We start from the raw sequence: 20,928 nt of genomic DNA, 5'->3' as shown, positions 1-20,928 counted from the left end.
TTGGCTCGCCATTCTCCAGTTTCTGCGACTCTCTGCCTCGATCGCCCCAGAATCCGCCCCGATCGAACCCTCTTGGCCCAATCAAAAACGGAGGATTCCTCCAGGGAAACCCTCCGTTCTGAGTTGGTTAAGCTCACCGAATCAACTAATCCAAAGCTCCTGAATCTAAAGCTCCAACGCGCGACTCAGCCCCGTCAGCAGGCAAATCAGCAGGCAAGATTTAGCGATGGATTGGCTATGGATTCGCCATCAACAAACCGATGAACCGTTGAACCGTTCTTTAGTCAACAGACAACCTTTAGCCAACTTTCACCGTAGCCCGTTGCCGACGGCTGGCCACCGCAGCGCCCACAGCCGCCAAGCCCAACAGGGAAATCGGTTCCGGCGTGGATGCTTCCTTCTTCGGAGCCAAGTTGCCGCGCACAGCCATCCCGTCATTCAGGCATTCTGCGAAAACGTGGGCCACAAAGTCACCCACCATCCCTTCGCCCCGGGTGAACTTAAAGCCGAATGTCTGGCGAGTTGCGCCACCCGCATCGCTTTGGGGCGGCGTTGCACCACCCAGCGCGCCATTCAGGTTGAAGCCCAAAGCCGACAAAGCCGCGCCATCAAGAGCCTCAAATACTGACCCCACCACCTGTTGCCCTTGGGTAATCACACCCAAAGAAGCATCTTTGAAGTAGGTCTTGGCTTCCGCATCGGTCAGCTCACCCGCACCGGGCAAACCACCGCGATCGCTCACATGCTTCGACTGCTCGGCGTAGGAACTGAACCCTTGGTTGCTCGTACCAACGTTTTTGCCCGAAACGCCACTGTACAGACCCAAGGGCTTCACCGATGCATCATTGTTGCTGGCAAAGCGCACACCGAACAGGCTGCCTTGAGCATTCAGCAGCGGGCTGCCGGTGAAGTTAAAGAACAGGTCTCCCCAGGCGATCGAACCGTTGGTGACTCCCCCGGTTGCCATACCCGTCAGCGGCAGGCGGGCATCAATTCCCACATAGATGGTCTCGCCATCTTGCTTGATCCCCAGACCATACATTTCAAACAGGCCGCCGACGTTGCCGTTGCTCACGCCATCTTTGAAGGAGTCAATCCCATAATTCCAGCCGTTATAGACCGTGCCGGCATGGGCTGCTTGTAGTCCCACTCCGAAGGTGCAGAGGGTTGCAGTGGCAACGCCGGCAAAAATCTGCTGAATTTTCATGGTCTCTAACGCTCCCAAAAGACGTTGTAGTGGAATGAAGTACGGCTAATCATCCTGCTCAACTGAGTGTTGAGGCCGCTTTTCGCTTGCCGGATGTTTAACATCGGATGTGTTCGTTAAGCTTATTAAAGTCATAACTTCCGGAAAGAATTTTAAAGATTCTGTGAATTCGACTTTTACTTAATGAAGCTTCGATGAAAAATTAATTTAGTTATCTGATATTTTTCCAATCTCCCATGGGATCGGAATTTTAATGATTTTTCAAGAATGCAAAGTCCTGAGATCAAAACAACTGGGGCGATGAGCTGGCTCTTGGGAAACTGCCGCTCGATCGCCCCGAGTTGATGGATTGCTGGATTTTGTCGGGCATGGCTCAGGCTCAAACTAAGCCAAGGTTGCCAATATCAGCCTATTAGATTGGCCCTTTCGACCAGTCAGTTAAATTAACCAACTTTGGCCGCACGGTAGCGACGAGTGGCCACCGCAGCGCCCACAGCCGCCAGACCTAACAGGGAAACAGGTTCCGGCGTGGGTTCTGGCTTCGGAGCCAAGTTGCCCCGCACAGCCATCCCATCGTTCAAGCATTCTGCGAAGACGTGGGCCACAAAGTCACCCACCATCCCTTCGCCCCGGGTGAACTTGAAGCCAAAGGTTTGCCGTTTTGCGCCATTGGCATTGCTTTCTGGGGGCTTAGCACCGTTCAACGCGCCATTTAGGTTGAAGCCCAAGGCCGACAGGGTGGCGCTGTCGAGGGATTCAAACACCGATTCCACTACCTGCTGTCCTTTGCTGATCACGTTCAGCGATGCATCTTTGAAATAAACCTTGGCTTCTGCGTCGGTCAGTTCGCCCATGCCAGCAATGCCCTTGGCACCGGTCACGTATTTCGACTGATCCGCATAGGATGCAAACCCACGGTTTTGGCTGGCAACGTTCTTGCCGCTCACTTGGCTGTAGAGGCCCAAGGGCTTCACGACTGAATCGTTGGTGCTGGCAAAGCGAACGCCGAACAGATTTCCTTGGGCATTCAGCAGCGGGTTGCCACTGAAGTTAAAGAACATGTCGCCCCAGGTGATGGACTTGTTGAGTGCGCCGTTATCAAGCTGGCCGGTAATGGGCAATCGGGCATCGATACCAACGTAGATGGTTTCGCCGTCTTGCTTAATTCCGAAACCATACATTTCAAACATTCCACCCAAAGAGCCGCTCACGCCGTCTTTGAAGGAATCAATGCCGTAATTCCAGCCGTTGTAAACCGTGCCTGCGTTGGCTGCTTGCAAACCAACACCCAGGGTGCAGAGGGTGGCGGTTGCGAGGCTGGCTAAAAGTTGTTGGGGTTTCATGGGGTCTCACTCCTAAGAAGCAGTTGATGAAACGGTGTCGATTTATTGGGGTTGCACCCTGGTTACTGGCTGGGTAACTTTTTCATCAATCTAGTTTTATTAAAGAGGTAATCTCTTGCTTTGACGTTGAAGATTAAATGAATTGCGGCTGTCCTTGATGAAGCTGAGGTAAAAACTTACAAACCCTTGAAAAGCAAGGAATTTGGCAGTGTTACACTAAATAGTTAAAGATTTGAAGAAGCAGTGTAAAAAATGTAACCTCTTCTGGAAAAGCGAGGGTTGGGATGATCCTAGAGTAATTCGCTTAATGGTGATGGATAGACTTTAAAGGGGCTTATTGAAATAAATTGCTGATATGGAGTGGATAAAACTATTGTGATGAATTATGAAAATCAATCAATGATTCAAATCATTGCTCTGGCTAAGATCACTGCTCTAAATTGCAAAGATCTTCCTAGAGTAATTTTAAGCTTTTAAGGGAAATTATTCTTGAAATGACTCGGAATTCTTATTGCATTATTCTGGCAAGTTGACGAGAGGGAAAATCGACTAGATTTCATTAAATTTAAATAGCTTTTGCCGGATGTGGAGCCTGGAGATAGAAAAACCGTGGTTTTGTCTTGACGCTGGGGACTGAAATCTCGGTATTTTAAGCTCGATGCGATCGAAGGGATGGGGTCTGTGCAGCGAGTTGTGTTGTGTGGCTATTACGGTCAAGGGAATGGGGGCGATGAGGCCTTGTTGGCGACGCTGTTGCAATTGCTGCCGATCGGGGTGGAGCCGCTGGTGCTGTCGGGGAACCCGGTGGAAACCCATGATCGCTATGGGGTGATGGCGGTGGATCGGATGGATCGATCGGCCCTGTGGGGGGCGTTGCGATCGAGTCAGGCCTTGGTTTGGGGCGGGGGCAGCCTGATGCAAGATGCCACCAGTTGGGCTAGTCCGCTCTACTACGCAGGGTTGATGGGGGCGGCGCGTCAGTGGGGACTGCGGCGGGTGGCTTGGGCCCAGGGAATTGGCCCGTTGCGGCGCGGGTGGGTGAAGGGCATTGCGCGATCGACCTTTCGGGCTTGCGATGGGGTGACGGTGCGCGATCGGGAGTCGGCCCAGTTGCTCAAAACCTGGCAAGTCAAGGGGTTTGAGTTGGCCCCGGATCCTGTTTGGGCCTTGGCCAGCATGCCGGTTCCGGAGGTTGCGCCGGGCCCCAAGGTGGCGGTGGCCTTGCGATCGCACCCCAGCCTCACGCCCGATCGCCTGGAAAAATTAGCCGTGGCGCTTGATCGCTTCCAAAGCCAAACCGGTGCTCTGATTGTGTTTGTGCCCTTCCAGCCGATCGCCGATGGCGCAATTGCCCAACGCCTGGCCCAACATCTCGGGCCCAATCGATCGCGCATTGTTAGCTACAGCGATCCCCGACAACTGAAGGGCCTATTTCGGCAAATGAACCTGACGATCGGGATGCGGCTCCATGCCCTGATCATGGCGGCGGCGGAGGGGTCGCGCTGTTGGGGTCTCAGCTATGACCCCAAGGTGCGGGTGTTGCTGGAGTCGGTGGGTGCGCCGGGGTGGACTCTCTGCGACGAATCGATCGATGGCGTTGAAGTGAACAAGCAAGTTGGCGCAACACCGCCAGCGCCCCTTGCATCCTTGCCGACGAATCCCGAAGCGATCGCCGCTGCTTGGCTAACGGCCTATGAACAACCCAACCCGATCGCCCCGGCCCAGGTGGCGCAATTGTGCGATCGGGCCCAACTGCACGGGCTAATGTTGGCCCGTGTGCTGCGCGATTAGTTGGGTGTTCGGCCTAAGGCTAAAGCAATGGTTATGGCCAAGGTCTGATTCTTCTGTGGGACTACTAGCGCGACATCCTTAAAATATTGGGTCAAAGTTGCGGAGCCAGTCGTGGTAACAAGGGGCTTAAGCCCCTTGCTGCTTAACGATCAGGTGACAGTAACAGCCATGTCATTTAACCCAGTGAATTAAGGCAGCTATGCTACTACGCTTCGGCTTTTTGCTACTGACTTCAAGCGGTTGCCTGTGGGCGCGATCAACTTCTGGAGTGATCGTGGTCTAATTGATGGGTGCGGTGCTGCCCAGTGGCTTCATTTCTGAGCCAGTTCAGCTTTGCCCATTTCTAATATATTTATGCAACGGATGGCATAGGGATCTTGTGGATCTATGGCATTTGTTGAATAATCGTGGCTGATTTTCAGGATGTTGGCTTCATGAAAAAAGTGCTCTACGACTTTGGATCAAACAACGGAGATGACCTACCTTACTATCTCCTAAAAGCTGATCTTGTGGTGGCTATTGAAGCGAATCCTCTACTCTGCGATCAAATTAAAGATCGTTTTCAAAAAGAAATTTCTGAAGAAAGACTCGTTGTAGAAAACTGTATTTTAAATGTTGGTCATTCTACAAAGCCTCTCCCTTTCTATATTCACAAGTCTAATCATGTTTTAAGTCAATTTCCTCAACCAGCTCCCTCCATCATTGATCACTTTGAGGAAGTCTATTTGCCAGCGAAGAATGTTATTGATATCCTTGAGTGTTACGGAACCCCTTACTATATCAAGATTGATATTGAACATTACGATAACATCATCTTGAGAGAGCTTTTTTTGCACAGAATCTATCCTCCTTACATCTCTGCTGAATCTCATAGCATTGATGTTTTTTGCACATTCGTGGCTTTGGGAGGGTACAAAGCCTTCAAACTCGTAGATGGCGTTACAGTATCTACTAAGTATAAAGATCACCCTATTGAAACCGATCATGGCTCAGAAATATATTCCTTTCCGTTCCATTCTGCCGGCCCGTTTGGTAATGATATCAAGGGAGATTGGATGACGAAGGATAACTTTTTTCGGCTCCTGTCGTTTGCTGGACTAGGGTGGAGGGATATCCATGTCAGTAATATTGATCATCCCAATCCTGCCTATGCACCTTCACCTCAATTTCAACTAACTATAAATTATTGATTGTTGGCCGATGCCTGGATCGATTTCGCTGCCTACTTCCTCGCAACCTTCGCAGACGGCCCGGGACAGGGCCGCAACCCGAAACTGATTGCGACCGGCATATTTTGCTTGATAGAGAGCTTGATCGGCCCAGCGCAATAGCTCATCTGGGGAGCTGTCGGGCAAATGGGGCGAGGCGATCGCAAAACCCATGCTCAGGGTGATGTGCTCGCTGACGGAGGATTGGGCATGGGCCAGCGCTAACTGGGCGATCGCCTGCTGGATTGTGTGGGCGATCGCCTTGACCTGCTCCAAGTTGGTGTCCGAAAAAACGATCGCAAACTCCTCGCCCCCATAGCGGGCCACCAGGTTGGCTGATTCGGAGACCGCGTGGCTCAAGGCTCGGGCCACCTGCACCAAACATTCATCCCCCGCTTGGTGGCCATAGGCATCGTTATATTGCTTGAAGTGATCCACGTCGCACAGCCCTACGCCAATCAGGCAGCGATTTTGGGCTAGGCGTTGCCACTCGCGCAACAGGTAGTGATCAAAGCAGCGGCGGTTGGGGATTTGCGTCAGCCCATCCAGTTTGGCCAACACTTCCAGTTGCAGGTTGGCCCGTCGTAATTCCAATTCCGCTTTTTTGCGCTGAAGCAAAACCCCCATTTGGGCCGCCACGGCTCCCATGAGCTTAATTAGGCGACCATCGCAGGGCATGGCCACGCGGTGAAACAAACAGAGCACCGCCAAAATTTGCCCATTGGCAATGATCGGCACGCTCAAGTTGGTGCGCAGCCCCGCCCGCAGCACGAGTTCTTGTCGCACAAAAAAGGCATCTTGAATTTTGGTGGCATCCTCAATCCAGAGGGGGCGGCCCGTTTGCCACACACGACCCACCACGCCGCAATCGCGCTCAAAGACGAAAGATTGGCTCGCGTCATCAAATTCACTGAGGGCTAGGTCTGAGATGGCGTAGTGCGATCGCGTCATCGCCAGGTGGTTGCGGTTGGGGTCGGGCATCCAAATTTCGCCATAGTCCCACCCGATCGTGTGATAAACACAGTCCAAGACCGCATGAAACGCCCCTTCAATCTCCGTGGCTTCCGTAATGGCCTGGGTCAGGGCCAGCAAAAGCTGCATCTCCATCTCAACGCGATGGTAGTCTCGCATATCCCGCTGAAGCTGTTGGATTTGCGTTTGCAGTTCTGCCCGTTGCCGCTGAAGGATTAATTGCCGCTCTAGCCGAACGATCGCCTCATGCAAGTGGAGGGGACATTCCAAATAGTCCGCACCGCCCAGCCGAAAGAGCGCAATTCGCTGCTCTGGTTGGCTGACTTGCCCGATCGCCACCCAAGGACAGCCCAGATTTCCCAATCGTTGGAGCGCGGGGCCCCAAATTCCCGTGGTTAGGTTGGGCCAAAGGCCGGGCCCAATCACCAACAGATCCAAGGGTTGGAACTGGGGATGTTGCGAACCGTTGTGTAAGACGCTGGACAATGCCAAGTGCCCAGTCTGAAACCGCACCTGATATCCTCGGTGGGTCAGGGTTTGGCACAGTTCCCGGAGTGGCTCCGGATGTTCATCAACAATCCAAATTGCCGCCGATAGCCCAGAACAAAACGACATTGGCTCATTACAACGGTGGGTTGAGGAAGGCAGGATCGGAAAATTGCCGCAAGATACGGGGAAAACTCAGCAGGGCCAAGCCGCCCCCTGAGTTCAAGCAAAATCTCGAGAAACGAATGAAACGCCGAAAAAACCCCGAGAAAACCCTGAGCCAGCTCCAAGAAAATCTCGAGTAAACGCCGAGAATTTCCCGAGAAGATGCCAAAAATGCTGGGCTGAAGCGATGCGCCTATGAACCGAGAAAGGGTGATCGCCCGGCGGATCTTCAAAGTAGCAATTAATCCCGATGAGTCACCCAACGGCTTGATCCATCGGGATTAATGGTGGGATTGATCAGGAATCGACAAAAATCGATCCGCTGAAGTTCTAAGATAACCGGCTCTTTGGCTGTTGGGCCTTCAGGGTATGTCTGGAAAGCGCAATCTGAAGGACCCAACCTAATTGATGTCCGCTTTAGGATTCAGGTTCCAGACCCAAGATGCCAAAGAGGCTGTGCAAGCCGCTGGAGGCGATCGCGAGGACGATCGAACCAATCAGGGCGGGAATGAAGCCCTCGATCGCAAAACCAGTGGGGCTGAAATAGGCCACCAGCATTAGGCAAAAGGCATTAATCACCAAGGAAAAGAGGCCCAAGGACAGAATGTTCAGCGGCAAGGTGAACAAGAACAAAATGGGGCGCACGGTGGCGTTGATTAGCCCAAAAATCAGAGCGGCGATCGCGGCGGTGGTCCAGCCTGCCAAATGAATGCCGGGGACGAGTTGCGCCGTCAGGGCCAGGGCCAGGGCCGAAATGATCCAAGTGATGATGAAGCGTTGCATGATGTGAGTTCTAACTCCTCTGCGGTCTCCGGGGCGACCCTGAGCGAGGCCATGGCAGCACTGGCGGGGCGATCGGGGCCGGCCGTTTGTGCTTCCATCCTAGTGGCTTGGCTGGAGTTGGCGAGCGTTGGGATTGGTCGCAAAGACCGCTAATCTGATAGGGAGAATCCCGCCATAGGCAGGGCCTGGAAGCCATGATTGTTCAGAAGAAATTTTCGATCGGCCAGTCGATCGCCCGGTTGGTTCCCGTTGGGCTGCGTGCCAAAATCGGCACTGCCTCAGGTTCCCCAGCGACGATCCAACCGGACGGTCGGAGGCAATTGGGCGAGCGGGGTCTGGGCCTGTGGGCGGTGTTGTTGTTGATTGGGACGTGGGTGATAGGTTTAGCGATCGCCCCGTCAGCGGCCTGGGCCCAATTCAAGGAATATGCGCCGCCAGTGTCCTACAGCAATGCGGAATTGTCTGGGCAAGATTTTTCCAATCAACGGTTGCAATCGGCGGAATTTTCCAACGCCAACCTAACGGATGTGACCTTTGAAAATACGGAAATGCCCGGTGCATCTTTTAGTGGATCCTTCCTCAAAGACACGAATTTGCATGGAGCCGATTTAACCAATGCATTCATGGATTCCGTGAAGTTCATTGGCACCGATCTGAGCGATGCCATTTTGGTTGAGGCTATTTTGTTGGGATCCAGTTTTCAGGATGTGAACATTCAAGGGGCTGATTTTGAGCTGGCCATTCTGGATGGGGCACAGGTCAAACAGCTCTGCGCGATCGCCCGGGGGACGAATCCTCGCACGGGCATCGACACCAAAGAATCGCTCGGCTGTCCTTGAAGGTTCATCAACGGATTGCTGAAGCGCTGATTGAGATATGTTCCTTTGGGAGTAAGAAAAATGACCCTCGTAGAGGTTGCAGCGGCGGCGGAACCCATCCAGCGGCCGGTGCGGACAATTGGTGTGATTGGCGGTGGCCAATTGGCTTGGATGATGGCGGAAGCAGCCCCGAAATTGGGCTTGTCGTTGGTGGTGCAAACTCCGAAATTGGATGACCCGGCGGTGGCGCGGGTGGGATCGGCGGCGGTGGTGCAAGGGGCGGTTGGGGATGCTGCCGTGACGCGCCAATTGCTCGATCGGGTGGATTTGGTCACCTTTGAAAATGAGTTTGTGGATTTGGCGGCGTTGGGGGAATTGGCCCGATCGGGAGCCTGTTTTCGCCCCAGCCTCAAAAGCTTGGAACCCCTGCTGGATAAGTATGATCAGCGCTGTTTTTTGCAGCAAATTGGCTTGCCGGTTCCGGCCTTTGCGGCCATTACCGATCGGGCGCAGGCGATGCAGATCGATCGGTGGGAAAACGGTCAGCCCCTAACCTTTCCGGCCGTGCTGAAAACCCGTCGCCATGGCTATGACGGCCAAGGTACAAGGGTGGTGGCTGATCGGGCGACATTGCTGGCGGTTGGGGATCAGTGGCAATGGCAGCCGCTGATTTTGGAAGCCTTTGTGCCCTTTGAGCGAGAATTGGCGGCGGTGGCGGCCCGATCGGCGACGGGTGAGGTGGCCATTTACCCGATCGTGGAAACCCAGCAGGTGAACCAGGTTTGTCGGCGGGTAATTGCGCCGGCCCCCATTCCGCCAACCGTGGCCACCCACTGCCAGGAAATCGCCCATCGCCTGTTGTCGCAAATTGGGGCGATCGGGATTTTTGGGATTGAGCTGTTTGTGACCGCCGAGGGTCAGGTGTCGGTGAATGAAGTGGCTCCCCGCACGCACAATTCCGGCCACTTCTCGATCGATGCCTGCCATACCTCCCAATTCGAGCAGCATTTGCGGGCCGTGGCGGGGTTGCCCCTTGGTCCGGTGGATTTGCACTGTGCCTGTGCGGCGATGGTGAATTTGTTGGGCTTTGAGGTGGCCACCAGTGACTATCAGGAGCAGCGCGATCGCTTGGCCGCGGTTCCCCGCAGCCGAGTGCATTGGTATGGCAAAACCAGCGCCACCCCGGGCCGCAAGCTTGGCCATGTGACCGTGTTGGCGGATAGCTTGGCGGAACTGCAACGGGCGATCGATCGCCTGGAATCAATTTGGTATGGATCAGACCATTAAGCAGCCCGCTTAATGCCGTTGTCCCAACAGTCGATCGCGCAAATGCTTGATTCGATCGCGATATTTGGCGGCCTCTTCAAACTCCAAATTTTTGGCCGCCTCCTTCATTTGGGCCTCCAACTTCTCAATCAACATCGGCACATCATCCAAGGATAAGTCCGCCGCATGTTCGTAGGCTTGCTCCAAATCTTTGGCACTGAGCCGCCGAGACAAATCCAAGAATTCCAGAATTGAATTACCGGATTTCTTGATGATCGGTTGGGGCGTAATGCCGTGTTTTTGGTTGTAGGCAATTTGGATTTTGCGTCGCCGCTCCGTTTCGGAAATCGCCTTGTCCATGCTGTCGGTCAGCCGATCGGCATAAAGAATCGCTTGACCTCGCACATGACGCGCCGCCCGGCCAATGGTTTGAATCAGCGATCGCTCGGCCCGCAAAAACCCTTCCTTGTCCGCATCCAAAATGGCCACTAGGGAAACTTCCGGCAAGTCCAACCCTTCCCGCAACAAATTCACCCCGATCAACACATCAAACTTGCCCGCTCGCAAAGCTTGCAAAATTTCAATGCGTTCGATCGACTGAATTTCCGAATGGAGATATTGCACCCGCACCTTGCGCTCTTGGAAATAATCCGCCAAATCCTCCGCCATCCGCTTTGTTAAGGTGGTGATCAGGGTGCGTTCTTGGCGATCGACCCGCTGGACAATTTCCGCCAACAAATCATCCACCTGCCCTTCCGTGGGACGCACAAAAATCTCCGGATCAATCACGCCCGTGGGCCGAATGACTTGCTCCACAATTTGCCCTTGGGAAATTTCCAACTCCCAATCTCCCGGCGTGGCCGAAACAAAGATGCATTGATTCACCTTGTTCCAAAATTCTTCGGCCTTGAGCGGGCGATTGTCGGCCGCACTGGGCAAGCGGAATCCATGATCAATCAGCACCTTTTTGCGAGCTTGGTCACCGTTATACATCCCCCTTAATTGGGGAACAGTCACATGGGACTCATCAACAATCAGCAACCAATCTTCCGGAAAATAATCAATTAGACATTCCGGAGGTTCGCCCGCTTGTCGTCCGGCCAAATGACGCGAATAGTTTTCTACGCCGTTGCAGTAGCCCACCTGGGCCAGCATTTCCAAATCGTATCGAGTGCGTTGGTCAATGCGTTGGGCTTCCAGGAGTTTTCCTTCCGCTTCTAAGGCGATTTTCTGTGCAGCCAATTCCCGAGCGATGGCTTGAATTGCCTCCTCCAGGCGATCTTCCGGGGTCACAAAGTGGCGAGCGGGGTAAAGATTCACCGCCTCTAGGCTCTGCAAAATTTCCCCGGTCAAGGGATCCACATAGCGAATCGCTTCCACTTCATCGCCAAAGAACTCAATCCGAATAATTCGATCTTCATAGGCGGGGCCAATTTCCAGCACATCGCCCTTGACGCGGAATTTTCCTCGGCCAATTTCCACATCATTGCGCTCGTACTGCACAGAGGCCAGATCTCGCAATGTTTGCCGCAAATTTAATTCATGACCCACCCGAAAGGGAATCGCCGCATTTAAATATTCCGTGGGGATTCCCAACCCGTAAATGCAGCTAATGGAGGCAACCACAATCACGTCCCGTCGTTCAAAGAGCGATCGAGTGGCCGAGTGCCGCAACATATCAATTTCTTCGTTAATGGAAGCCGTTTTTTGAATGTAAGTATCGGTGACGGGAATATAGGCTTCCGGTTGGTAATAGTCGTAGTAGGAAATGAAATATTCAACGGCATTATTTGGGAAAAATTCCCGCAATTCGTTACACAACTGGGCTGCGAGGGTTTTGTTGTGGGCCAAAACCAGGGCCGGGCGATCGAGCTGGGCAATGGTGCTGGCGATGGTGAAGGTTTTGCCGGTGCCGGTGGCTCCCAACAGGGTTTGGTATCGCTGACCCGATCGCGCGGCTTCCACCAAACGGGCGATCGCCTTCGGTTGGTCACCCGTGGGTTCAAACGGTGCTTGCAGTTCAAAGGTGGTCATGGTTTGTCCTTCGCCAACAGGGGATCCGGCGCTAGTGTCTGGAGTCGGTGGGGAGATTTGAGAGGATGCTGAATCGTACGGTAGCTGCTGAATCCCATGAATGGCCATGGTTTTGCAGGGAGAGGGTGGTGCTTTGCTTTAAAGCTACTTATAAGAGCAATGATTTTTTTAATAATCTTTTTATAGCTCCGCTAAAATATAACTGTAGAGACAACGCAATCTACCCGCCCGAACGCGCTCGAATTGGCAGCGCGGCATTTCCGCATTGGGCCAGTTCGCGCCGTCCGTTCGCCAGCCCTGTCTCCCTTGCTCGATCGCCCCTGTCGATCGAAGCCACCGCGATCCACGCGCATTTGATAGGATGACCTGGGTTTGACAGTTCAATTTATAAAACTGGTTATCAAACTGGGCTTCGGCTCCTATCAGCCCCTTCCAACGGCACTAGTATCGGCATCTGAGGTACGTTTTCATGAGCAACCGCAACGTCACCGACACCAACAACCGCGCCCGCGACGATCGCGATGAAGTGCGCCTCGACGATCGCGACGATCGCGAGCAACGGGCCCTGCCTGCGGTTGTCCGCAAGCGCCCCCTCGCCCCCACCTATGGCAACCGTCCCGTCGGCGAAGATACTGTTAAGTTCATCGAAAGCGACCTGCCCAACAATCGCCCCGTTGAAGTCAGCCACCTGTCTTTGGTTCAAAGCAATCTACCGAAGCATCGCCCCGTGGAAACGAGCGAGCTGAAGGTAGTGGGCACGGTGGCCGCCTACGGTGCGCGCCCGGTGTCGGCCAGCAACTTGGAAGTGGTGGAAACCATCACTCTGTCGGGCCATCGCCCAGTGACGGCTAACACGCTGGACATTACGACCAGTGATTGGCTGCCCAGCAACCGGCCAATGGCTTCCAATGATTTGGGCGAAGATTCCAATCTGATGGGCTATCTCGACTAGGTTTGGTTCCGGGCGATCGCCCAGCCTAATGCGCCGGTTGGTGTCAGCTTTGATCAATTTGTTGATCAAATTAATTAACCGGAGCGCCAGCTCAAACCTGTACGGTCAGCGTTTAGCCGTTAAGCCAAGGTTTGGCAAAGAGAAATGGGGGTGTGGTTTTCGGCCATACCCCCCATTTTGTTGATGGGATTTGTTGATGGGATTTATGGGATCGACTGGGGATCAATTTTGGACTAGGTTGCCCTAGGCGCATTTGCCCATCAGCAATTGCCTAGGAATTTTCGTCCGGTTGAGCAACTTGATCCTCAGAGTCGGTGTTGCTATCGAGGCTGTCGCCGCTGGTGTCTTCCGGCGGCACGAGGGCCACGGCGGCGATCGTGTCATCCACAATCCGCTGCACCATCACGCCCGTTGCCCCGCGCGATTGCACCGGAATTGCGTTCACGGACTGCCGGACGATCGTGGCACGCTTCGTGGCGATCGTGATTTCGTCGGAGTCATTCACCACCAACAGCCCCGCCAAAGAATCGTCAATGCCCTTGGCGGATTTGAACTTGGTGGCAATTTTGCCCTTGGTGGCCCGGTTATAGAGCTTGAATTGCTCCACGGGCACGCGCTTGCCGTAACCCCGAGCGGTGATCACCAACACCCAGGGGCCGGGGCTGCTGGTTTCGGTGCTGTCGTCGCTGGTTTCCTCGATCGGCTCGTTGTCGTCGGCCGCATCATCGCCGGCCTGACCGACCCGCGAGGCGATCGCGGCGGGCAAAATATCAAGCGCCACCAGCTCATCACCGCTGCGAAGGCTCATGGCTCGCACGCCCCGCGCCGTCCGCCCCAGGGGCCGCAGTTGATCGCGATCGGCTCGGAAGTGAATCGCCATACCCGATCGGGAGCCGATCAAAATACTGTCTTCCTCGCGGGTCAGGCGCACCCAGCGCAGTTGGTCGCCTTCCTCCAGGGAGATGGCGATTAGACCGTTGGCGCGGATGTTGCCAAAGGCCGAGAGCACGGTTTTTTTGATGTAGCCCTGTTGGGTCAACATCACCAGGTAAAGATCTTCCGAGAATTCCGAAACGGCGATCACCGAGGTGATTTTTTCGTCGTGGGGAATTGGCAGCAGTTGAACGATCGCCGTGCCTCGGGCCGCGCGGGAGCTGGCGGGAATTTGGTAGGCGCTGAGGGCGTAGACCACGCCCCGATCGCTGAAGAACAAGACTCGATCGCGATCGCAGCAAGTCAGGAAATGCTGCACCTCGTCGTCGTCTTTCATCTTCGCGCCGGTTTTGCCCCGGGTGGCGCGGTTTTGGGTCTCGAAGGTACTGACGGGCATCCGCTTGATGTAGCCCTGCTCCGTAATCACGATCGTGGCGCGATCGTTGGCGATCAGGTCAATTTCTTCCAGTTGGGCGCTGTCGCGGGAAATGGTGGTGCGGCGCGGCGTGGCAAACCGAGCCTTCAGGTGGCTCACTTCCTCTTCAATGATCGTCAGCACCCGATCGCGCCGGGCCAGGATGTCTTGCAAATCGGTAATTTTGGCTTGCAATTCCTGGTGTTCTTGCTCGATCTTGTCCGCTTCCAAGGCCGTCAGACGGCGCAGTTGCATCTGCAAAATCGCGTCGGCTTGGGCTTCCGAGAGGCTGTAATCGCTCATTAGCCCCTGTTTGGCGGTGGGGGTGTCCGCCGCGTGGCGAATCAGGGCGATGATCGTGTCCATGTTGCTGAGGGCGATCAGGTAGCCTTGCAGGATGTGATCGCGCTCTTCGGCTTTCCGCAGTTCGTAGCGGGTGCGCCGTTCGATCGCCTCCACCCGGAAATCCAAAAAGACCTGCAAAAAGTCCTTCAGGGTCAGGGTGCGCGGCTCGCCGTTCACCAGCGCCAACATATTCGCGCCAAAGTTCGCTTGAATCGGCGTGTGCTTGTAGAGGTTGTTCAGCACCACCTGCGCCCGGGCATCGCGCTTCAGCTCAATTACGATCCGCATCCCGTCGCGATCGCTCTCGTCGCGAATGTCGGAAATGCCTTCTAATTTCTTGTCGTTCACCAACTCGGCAATCCGCTCAATCAGCGCTGCCTTGTTGGTTTGGTAGGGCAGCTCCGTGATGATGATCGCCTCGCGATCGGGTGCGCCGCGCCGTTCGATCGTCTCCACACTGGCCACACCGCGCATGGTGATCGAGCCACGCCCGGTGAGGTAGGCTTCCCGAATCCCCGACGTACCAAAAATCTGTGCCCCCGTGGGGAAGTCCGGCCCCGGAATCCAACGGATCAGTTCCTGATTGGTAATTTCGGGATTCTGGATCAGGGCACAAAGACCATCCACCAGCTCACCCAAGTTGTGGGGCGGAATGTTGGTGGCCATACCGACCGCGATCCCGGAAGAACCATTCAGCAACAGTTGTGGCAGCCGCGCGGGCATCACCGTCGGTTCTTGCTGGGAGCCGTCGAAGTTGTCGATGAAATCAACGGTTTCCGACTCAATGTCTTGCAGCAGCGACTCGCTGGTCAGGGCTTGCAGCCGACATTCCGTGTACCGCATGGCGGCGGGCGGGTCGTTGTCGATCGAACCGAAGTTCCCGTGACCGTTAATCAACGGGTGGCGCATCGAAAAATCTTGGGCCATCCGCACCAGCGCGTCATAGACCGCCGTGTCGCCGTGGGGGTGATATTTCCCCAGCACTTCCCCCACCACCCGGGCGCATTTCCGGAAGGGGCGATCGGCCGCCAAACCCAACTCATGCATGGCATACAGAATCCGGCGGTGTACCGGCTTCAGACCGTCGCGGGCATCCGGCAGCGCCCGCCCCACGATCACGCTCATGGCGTATTCCAGGTACGATCGCGACATTTCCTGGCGTAGGTCGGTCGCGACAATCCGGTCTTCGGCAGTACTCATAGGTCTCTGGTGCAGAAAGTGCCTGAAAATTTATGGCCTAAAAACAAGTGCCTAAAAACGGCACGACCCCAAACGAAAGGCCAAACGGGCGATCGGCCCGGCTTTCGTTCGGGATCAAATACACATCAAGGGCTAGTACACATCAAGGGCTAGCAAATCGTTCGCATCGTGGTGGCGCAAAAGCCCCAAAGGACAGATCGACGGCAAGCCTCATTTAGAACGGCCTCGGTTGGGCGAAATTGCCGTGAAATCGAGATTTCAGCCTCCCATTTTACCACGGGCAGCCAGAGGAACTGTGGCATGGGCCCCGGGTCGGGATCGGATGGTGCTTGGCCAGTGCCGCAAGCGACTGCTCAGACATTCCCCTAGAGTGCTCAGGCTAGGTGAAAGTCAGCGATCGAGAGTGCGCCGGTGACGATCGCCAAAGTCTCATTGCTGCTGGCCACTTGCACCAACGTGTTCGTTCCCTGGGGTCGCAGGGCGATCGCGCTGGGGGTCAACCCATTGACCAGATAAATGCCATCAATGCCCGACTGAAAGTCCTGAATCGTGTCTTGGCCCATGCCCGTGCCCAACACGAATCGATCGGCTCCGTCGCCCCCAAGCAACAGGTCATCCCCAAATTCACCAAACAGCACATCATCGCCCGCGTCCCCTTGGAGCCAGTCGGCATCGCGGCCGCCGTTGAGCTGGTCGTTGCCCAAACCGCCAATGAGGGTATCGAGGCCCGCGTTGCCCTGGAGTTGGTCGTTGCCCGCCTCGCCGCTCAGCCAATCATCGTCCAACCCGCCCCAGAGGGTGTCTTGACCGAGGCCGCCGCTGAGGCTGTCGTTACCCCCGCGCCCCAAAATCACGTTGTCGGCATCGTTGCCAAGTACCTCGTCGGCTCCATCAGTGCCATTGAGATTTTCCAGGGTGACCCCAAAGGCGATCGACTTGCCCCGATCGAACATGGGATAGAGGGGTTGGTAGCTGGGATAGATATCAAAAAAGCGACCCTTGCGCCCCGTTTGGGTGGTTAACAAACCGCCGGGTTTCAAATCGAAATAGTAGCGATCGGAGGCTGGCAACGATCCCATTTCCAAGGTGTCAGTTCCGCCCCCATCCCAAATGGCTTCCACCCCTAAAAACGAAGTGGCATTCCAGGTGTACAAATCATTACCCGATCGCCAACTGGTATTAGCCCCGTAGAGATATTGCAGGGACTGAATGTCGTAGTTCATCAGGGTGCGGGAATTCTGGAAACTGCTAAAATCCCGCCCGTTGTAGGACATCACCGTGTTGTGGCGATGATCCAATTCTGGAGCCAAAACCGCCACATTGGAAGGCGCTTTACCGGGCACATCCCCCGCTTCACTGCCATATTCCCGAGGATGTTTCAGCCCCATGGCATGGCCCAATTCATGAATTAAAGTGCCATAGCCAGCGCTGCCGGGCCCCTTCGTAAAAAAGTTGGGGTCAAACATTCCATTGGCCGACAAAAACACCTGTCCCCCATAGGTGCTTCCTGGGGTATAGGCACAGGCCAAGGCATCGGGCAATTGCGGACTCTTGCCCAAGGTAACGCGCAGTGTTCCGCCCACTTCGTCCGGCACTTCTTGAAACTGAACCGGAATCACTTGGGAATAGTTTTGCAACACTTGCCGCACGGCCTGTTTCACCGGTTCGGGAATTTCTGCCGGGTTGGTGATGGCTCCCTGGGCAACCGATGTCAAATTATTGACTGTGTTGGCATTGGGAAAACTGTAGGTAATCACCCCGCCAGGGGGCACATTCCACGCTTGGGTGATTGTCGGATTATTAATATGCACCGTCAGCAAAGCATCAATGTTGTTGTTGCCGCTGAGGGGAATGGCTTTGGTGTTGGCAGCAGTGCGCCAACGGAGAGTGGAAACTTCCGGAGCGATCGCGCTGTTTTGGTCGATCCCGGCCGGGGACATCTGAAGAGCCATAGGAGTTCTGTCCAACGCTGATAGGTCAAAGAAAGGCAGCCACCCTGCATGACGGCTACGACGGTTTTCAGCACCAGACTTGAGAGGTCAACGATTTGTGAATGACCTTAATCGTCGTTGCGAAATGCAACTGGAATTCAAGAATTTGAATGCACCATGAGCACGCAAGACTTAACCGCGTGATCGGGCACAAAATGCAAAGTGATGCGAAGGCTATTCTTCGTTCCCAACGAAGACAACCTGGCGATCAATGGAGGCTCAATGATGAGTGGCAATCAAGTCTCAATTGATTGGAGCGATCCCGGCAGACGTAAAACTGGTTGGGGCGTTGAAAGGAGTCACGCCTGTGGTGGTTCTTCCCTCAGCATTCCCTCAGTGCATTGTCCTGCAACGCTGTGCAGCGGAGGACAGGGTTGATCCTGTTGAGTCGGTTAAACGGATAGATTTGGATCGATGGATCTGGATGGATAGATCTAGATTGATAGACCCGAATCAATAGATCTGAATCGATAGATCCGAGCGATTGGATCATGCAGATCTTGTAAATCTGTCTTGGTTGTGACGAGTTAGCTCTGACGAATCTGATGAATTTTGAATTTGGGTCGATCGTTGTGGGCTGTTCTTCAGTGCTGTGAAGAAACTTATGCGCTCAATTAAGGCTAATCAAATTGTTTGAATGAGCCAATGGAAGCGGTCTAACTAGAGCAGCCCCAAAAGACGTTAAGACTTTTTGTAGAGGACTTTTTGAAATCCTTACAATTAGTTTAAAGGATTCTGCATAAAATTGACAAGATTAAATTTAAGTTACAACAACTTTTTTAATAATGGGTGAAGCAATGGATAAAGATGTGCAAAATGCGACACGAATGAACGCAATTTTAAGGCTTTCAAGCGATGAAGTGCGAAATCAAACATTCATTTCAAAATGATGTATGAAATAAAACACAGGGCAGAAGGAAAAACTTTCCGCCCTGTGAGTTCAGTTAGTTCTGGAATGAATCCGGATTTTCGGGAAATTCTTTACAATTGATTTCCCTATTTTTCAGTCCTCAGTTATTGAGGGGTTTGACCCATGAGGAGCAATCGCACTGAAGGGAAATCATGCGCTGGCTTCCGGATCGCCAGACCTAGGGCTGTTTGGGGCCGCCGTTGGGAGGCAGCGGTGATTCTTCAATCGGTTGGGCGATCGGGGCTTGGCTTTTGAAGCGCTCCAACCCTTTGGCAGCCGCTCGCACCACGATCGGGGCCGCATCATGGAGGGCTTTTTCGAGGCAGCTCGCCACTTCAGGGCTGTGGACGGCGCTGAGGGCCTCGATCGCGGCGGCGCGTACGGTGGCATCGGGGCTGCTGGTGAAGGTCAACAGCTCGTTGATCAGTTTTTGGCCCTCGGCTCGCTGGCCGATCGCCCGAACCTTGGTGGCGAGTTGGGTCACTTGCTCGATCGGGCTGGGTTGATTGCTGGGCGCGATTGGGGCGATCGGCTCAGGAGTCGTGACTGGCTCAGTGACCGGTTCAGTGACCGATTCAGTGACTGGTTCCGCAGCTTGCTCCGCGATCGGTTCGGCCGCGGGTTCCGGTGTGGGTTCCGAGGCGGGTTCTGGCTCGGCGATCGGCTCGGCCACGGGTTCCGGTGTGGGTTCTGCAACGGGTTCCCCTGGGGCCGCCGTTGGCTCTGGTTCTGCAACTGGCTCTGGTGCGGGTTCCGGGGCAGGCGTTGGCGCGGGCGCACCGGCTCCACCCCAAGGATCCGGGAGCTGGGCCGCCGGTTGACCGGTTGCCGCCGGGCGCGGAGCAGAGCGTGCAGGATCGGGAGTGGGCGGTGCGGCGGTGGGGGCGGTTTGTGCTTTCAGTTGGGCAATTTCCGTTTGCAGGGCTTGCAATTCCCGATCGAAGTTTTTGCGAGCCGTCTGCTTTTGCACCTCAAAATCTTGCTCCAGGGTTTGCCGTTGCCGATCGAGATATTGCTTTTGCTGGCGTTCCAGGTCGGCCACCTGCTGTTGCATCAAATACCAGGCGATCGCACCGCCGATCACGACACCCAAAATCAACCCGACAAAGATCATGACTTGGTTCTCGCTGCCAAACAGTTCGAGACCATTTAACCAAGGATTCTCGTCCGTAGGCTGATTAGCCAATCCTGATCGGGAGAATTAGGGCCTGTCGCGATTTCCTGGCATCCAGTGAAGGTAGTTGATCTGCCATACCCAAATCATCACAACAAGGGGCTTCAGCCCCTTGTCCCTAGCGATCAATTCAGGGTGGAGTAGGGGTTTCAGGGAATTTGATGACAATCCCTAGGGGCGGATCACGATCGGGGTGCCCACGTCGGCCCAGTTGAACAGCCAGCGGGCATGATCTGGGGCCACATTGGTGCAACCGTGGCTGACCGGCGTGCCAAAGCGCTGATGCCAGTAAGCCCCGTGAATCGCATAGCCCCGGTGGTAGTACATCACATGGGGAACATTGGGCACGTCGTAATCGGCCCCGCGCATTCGATCGATCGGGAGCTTGCGCTGAATTCGGAAAATTCCCGGCCAAGTTGGCGTGCCCGGTTTGCCCGTGGACACAATCACCGCATAAACGGGCTTATTCCCTTCCCAGGCGATCAATCGCTGATTGCTGAGGTGAATTTCAATCCAGCGCTCGTCTGAAGCTCGCAACTCACACATGCGGGCCCGGTAGCGATCGCCCTCGTTCAGGCAGGGAGCCGCGCGATCGGGCGGGCGTGTTGGGGTGGGAGTCGGAGTTGGGGGACGGGTGGGAGTTGGGGTCGGAGTCGGCGGGCGCGTTGGGGTGGGAGTTGGAGTCGGTGGGCGCGTTGGGGTCGGAGTCGGAGTTGGGGGACGGGTGGGAGTTGGGCTGGGAGTCAGGGTGGGAGTCGGAGTCGGCGGGCGCGTTGGTGTGGGTGTGGGTGTCACAGGGCGGCTGGGACTGGGGCTGGGAACCGGGTCGATCGACTGGAGATAAGCCAACGCAACGCCGGGCCAACCCAACCACAGGGCGATCGCCCCGCCCCAAAGTCCCCGCCACCGACGCGCAGCAGCAGGGCCCGATCGAA

The 20,928-nt window shown here is 55.0% G+C and carries 14 protein-coding genes and 1 pseudogene; 6 read left to right on the top strand and 9 right to left on the bottom strand.

Annotated features, from left to right (window positions below):
- Positions 1–298: 298 nt before the first annotated feature.
- Both H6G53_RS15890 and H6G53_RS15885 read right to left on the bottom strand, forming a co-directional pair.
- On the bottom strand, positions 299–1,207 hold the full coding sequence (locus H6G53_RS15890; RefSeq protein WP_190534655.1) for an XDD3 family exosortase-dependent surface protein: 909 nt from the start codon (positions 1,205–1,207) through the stop codon (positions 299–301).
- Positions 1,208–1,650: 443 nt separating this feature from the next.
- Complete coding sequence (locus tag H6G53_RS15885; RefSeq protein ID WP_190534652.1) at positions 1,651–2,550, bottom strand: XDD3 family exosortase-dependent surface protein; 900 nt, start codon at positions 2,548–2,550, stop codon at positions 1,651–1,653.
- A gap of 672 nt (positions 2,551–3,222) precedes the next feature.
- Between H6G53_RS15885 and csaB the strand changes: the two genes are divergently transcribed.
- Both csaB and H6G53_RS15875 read left to right on the top strand, forming a co-directional pair.
- Positions 3,223–4,341, top strand: coding sequence for a polysaccharide pyruvyl transferase CsaB (gene csaB, locus H6G53_RS15880; RefSeq protein ID WP_190534650.1), 1,119 nt, complete (start codon positions 3,223–3,225; stop codon positions 4,339–4,341).
- A gap of 407 nt (positions 4,342–4,748) precedes the next feature.
- Positions 4,749–5,531: a hypothetical protein gene (locus tag H6G53_RS15875; RefSeq protein WP_190534648.1), complete on the top strand. Its 783-nt coding sequence runs from the start codon at positions 4,749–4,751 to the stop codon at positions 5,529–5,531.
- Here the strand turns inward: H6G53_RS15875 and H6G53_RS15870 are convergent.
- Positions 5,514–7,136: a diguanylate cyclase gene (locus tag H6G53_RS15870; protein ID WP_190534646.1), complete on the bottom strand. Its 1,623-nt coding sequence runs from the start codon at positions 7,134–7,136 to the stop codon at positions 5,514–5,516. The genes H6G53_RS15875 and H6G53_RS15870 overlap by 18 nt on opposite strands.
- Before the next feature lie 453 nt (positions 7,137–7,589).
- The gene (locus H6G53_RS15865) at positions 7,590–7,955 is read right to left on the bottom strand and encodes a phage holin family protein (protein ID WP_099532886.1); all 366 of its coding nucleotides are present in this window, start codon (positions 7,953–7,955) and stop codon (positions 7,590–7,592) included.
- A 3-nt stretch (positions 7,956–7,958) separates the two neighbouring features.
- On the opposite strand from H6G53_RS15865, the gene H6G53_RS15860 reads away from it, so the two are divergent.
- The 3 genes from H6G53_RS15860 to H6G53_RS15850 are packed head-to-tail and all read left to right on the top strand — an operon-like array spanning position 7,959 to position 10,060.
- The gene (locus tag H6G53_RS15860; RefSeq protein ID WP_158234398.1) at positions 7,959–8,108 is read left to right on the top strand and encodes a hypothetical protein; all 150 of its coding nucleotides are present in this window, start codon (positions 7,959–7,961) and stop codon (positions 8,106–8,108) included.
- 41 nt (positions 8,109–8,149) lie between these two features.
- Entirely contained in the window at positions 8,150–8,794 is a 645-nt protein-coding gene (locus tag H6G53_RS15855; protein ID WP_190534643.1) for a pentapeptide repeat-containing protein, read from the top strand.
- Positions 8,795–8,854: 60 nt separating this feature from the next.
- A complete protein-coding gene (locus tag H6G53_RS15850; RefSeq protein ID WP_190534641.1) occupies positions 8,855–10,060 on the top strand; it encodes a 5-(carboxyamino)imidazole ribonucleotide synthase in 1,206 nt (401 codons plus the stop codon).
- A 9-nt stretch (positions 10,061–10,069) separates the two neighbouring features.
- Here H6G53_RS15850 and uvrB read toward each other — a convergent pair whose 3' ends face one another.
- Positions 10,070–12,073, bottom strand: a complete 2,004-nt coding sequence (uvrB, locus tag H6G53_RS15845; RefSeq protein WP_190355652.1) for an excinuclease ABC subunit UvrB — start codon at positions 12,071–12,073, stop codon at positions 10,070–10,072.
- 469 nt (positions 12,074–12,542) lie between these two features.
- On the opposite strand from uvrB, the gene H6G53_RS15840 reads away from it, so the two are divergent.
- Positions 12,543–13,025, top strand: coding sequence for a hypothetical protein (locus tag H6G53_RS15840; RefSeq protein ID WP_190534639.1), 483 nt, complete (start codon positions 12,543–12,545; stop codon positions 13,023–13,025).
- Between the two features lie 271 nt (positions 13,026–13,296).
- Here H6G53_RS15840 and gyrA read toward each other — a convergent pair whose 3' ends face one another.
- The 4 genes and pseudogenes from gyrA to H6G53_RS15820 form a co-directional block, all read right to left on the bottom strand.
- On the bottom strand, positions 13,297–15,918 hold the full coding sequence (gene gyrA / locus H6G53_RS15835) for a DNA topoisomerase (ATP-hydrolyzing) subunit A (protein WP_190534637.1): 2,622 nt from the start codon (positions 15,916–15,918) through the stop codon (positions 13,297–13,299).
- A gap of 374 nt (positions 15,919–16,292) precedes the next feature.
- Positions 16,293–17,870 carry a M10 family metallopeptidase gene (locus H6G53_RS15830; RefSeq protein WP_190534635.1) on the bottom strand — a complete coding sequence of 526 codons (1,578 nt, stop codon included), beginning with the start codon at positions 17,868–17,870 and terminating at the stop codon, positions 16,293–16,295.
- A gap of 1,127 nt (positions 17,871–18,997) precedes the next feature.
- Positions 18,998–20,005: a HEAT repeat domain-containing protein gene (locus tag H6G53_RS15825; protein WP_190534632.1), complete on the bottom strand. Its 1,008-nt coding sequence runs from the start codon at positions 20,003–20,005 to the stop codon at positions 18,998–19,000.
- 159 nt (positions 20,006–20,164) lie between these two features.
- Positions 20,165–20,530, bottom strand: a pseudogene (locus tag H6G53_RS15820) (L,D-transpeptidase); the annotation flags it as partial.
- Between the last annotated feature and the right edge of the window lie 398 nt (positions 20,531–20,928).

The organism is Limnothrix sp. FACHB-406, assembly GCF_014698235.1.
In the GTDB taxonomy this organism is placed as follows: Bacteria; Cyanobacteriota; Cyanobacteriia; order CACIAM-69d; family CACIAM-69d; genus CACIAM-69d.
Note: the sequence above shows the minus strand (reverse complement) of the source record. Positions and strands in the feature narration are given on the sequence as shown.

Coding starts and splice junctions, on each gene's coding strand:
- H6G53_RS15890 (WP_190534655.1), bottom strand. CDS start 1,207: ATGAAAATTCAGCAGATTTTTGCCGGCGTTGCCACTGCAACCCTCTGC.
- H6G53_RS15885 (WP_190534652.1), bottom strand. CDS start 2,550: ATGAAACCCCAACAACTTTTAGCCAGCCTCGCAACCGCCACCCTCTGC.
- csaB (WP_190534650.1), top strand. CDS start 3,223: ATGGGGTCTGTGCAGCGAGTTGTGTTGTGTGGCTATTACGGTCAAGGG.
- H6G53_RS15870 (WP_190534646.1), bottom strand. CDS start 7,136: ATGTCGTTTTGTTCTGGGCTATCGGCGGCAATTTGGATTGTTGATGAA.
- H6G53_RS15865 (WP_099532886.1), bottom strand. CDS start 7,955: ATGCAACGCTTCATCATCACTTGGATCATTTCGGCCCTGGCCCTGGCC.
- H6G53_RS15855 (WP_190534643.1), top strand. CDS start 8,150: ATGATTGTTCAGAAGAAATTTTCGATCGGCCAGTCGATCGCCCGGTTG.
- H6G53_RS15850 (WP_190534641.1), top strand. CDS start 8,855: ATGACCCTCGTAGAGGTTGCAGCGGCGGCGGAACCCATCCAGCGGCCG.
- uvrB (WP_190355652.1), bottom strand. CDS start 12,073: ATGACCACCTTTGAACTGCAAGCACCGTTTGAACCCACGGGTGACCAA.
- H6G53_RS15840 (WP_190534639.1), top strand. CDS start 12,543: ATGAGCAACCGCAACGTCACCGACACCAACAACCGCGCCCGCGACGAT.
- gyrA (WP_190534637.1), bottom strand. CDS start 15,918: ATGAGTACTGCCGAAGACCGGATTGTCGCGACCGACCTACGCCAGGAA.
- H6G53_RS15830 (WP_190534635.1), bottom strand. CDS start 17,870: ATGGCTCTTCAGATGTCCCCGGCCGGGATCGACCAAAACAGCGCGATC.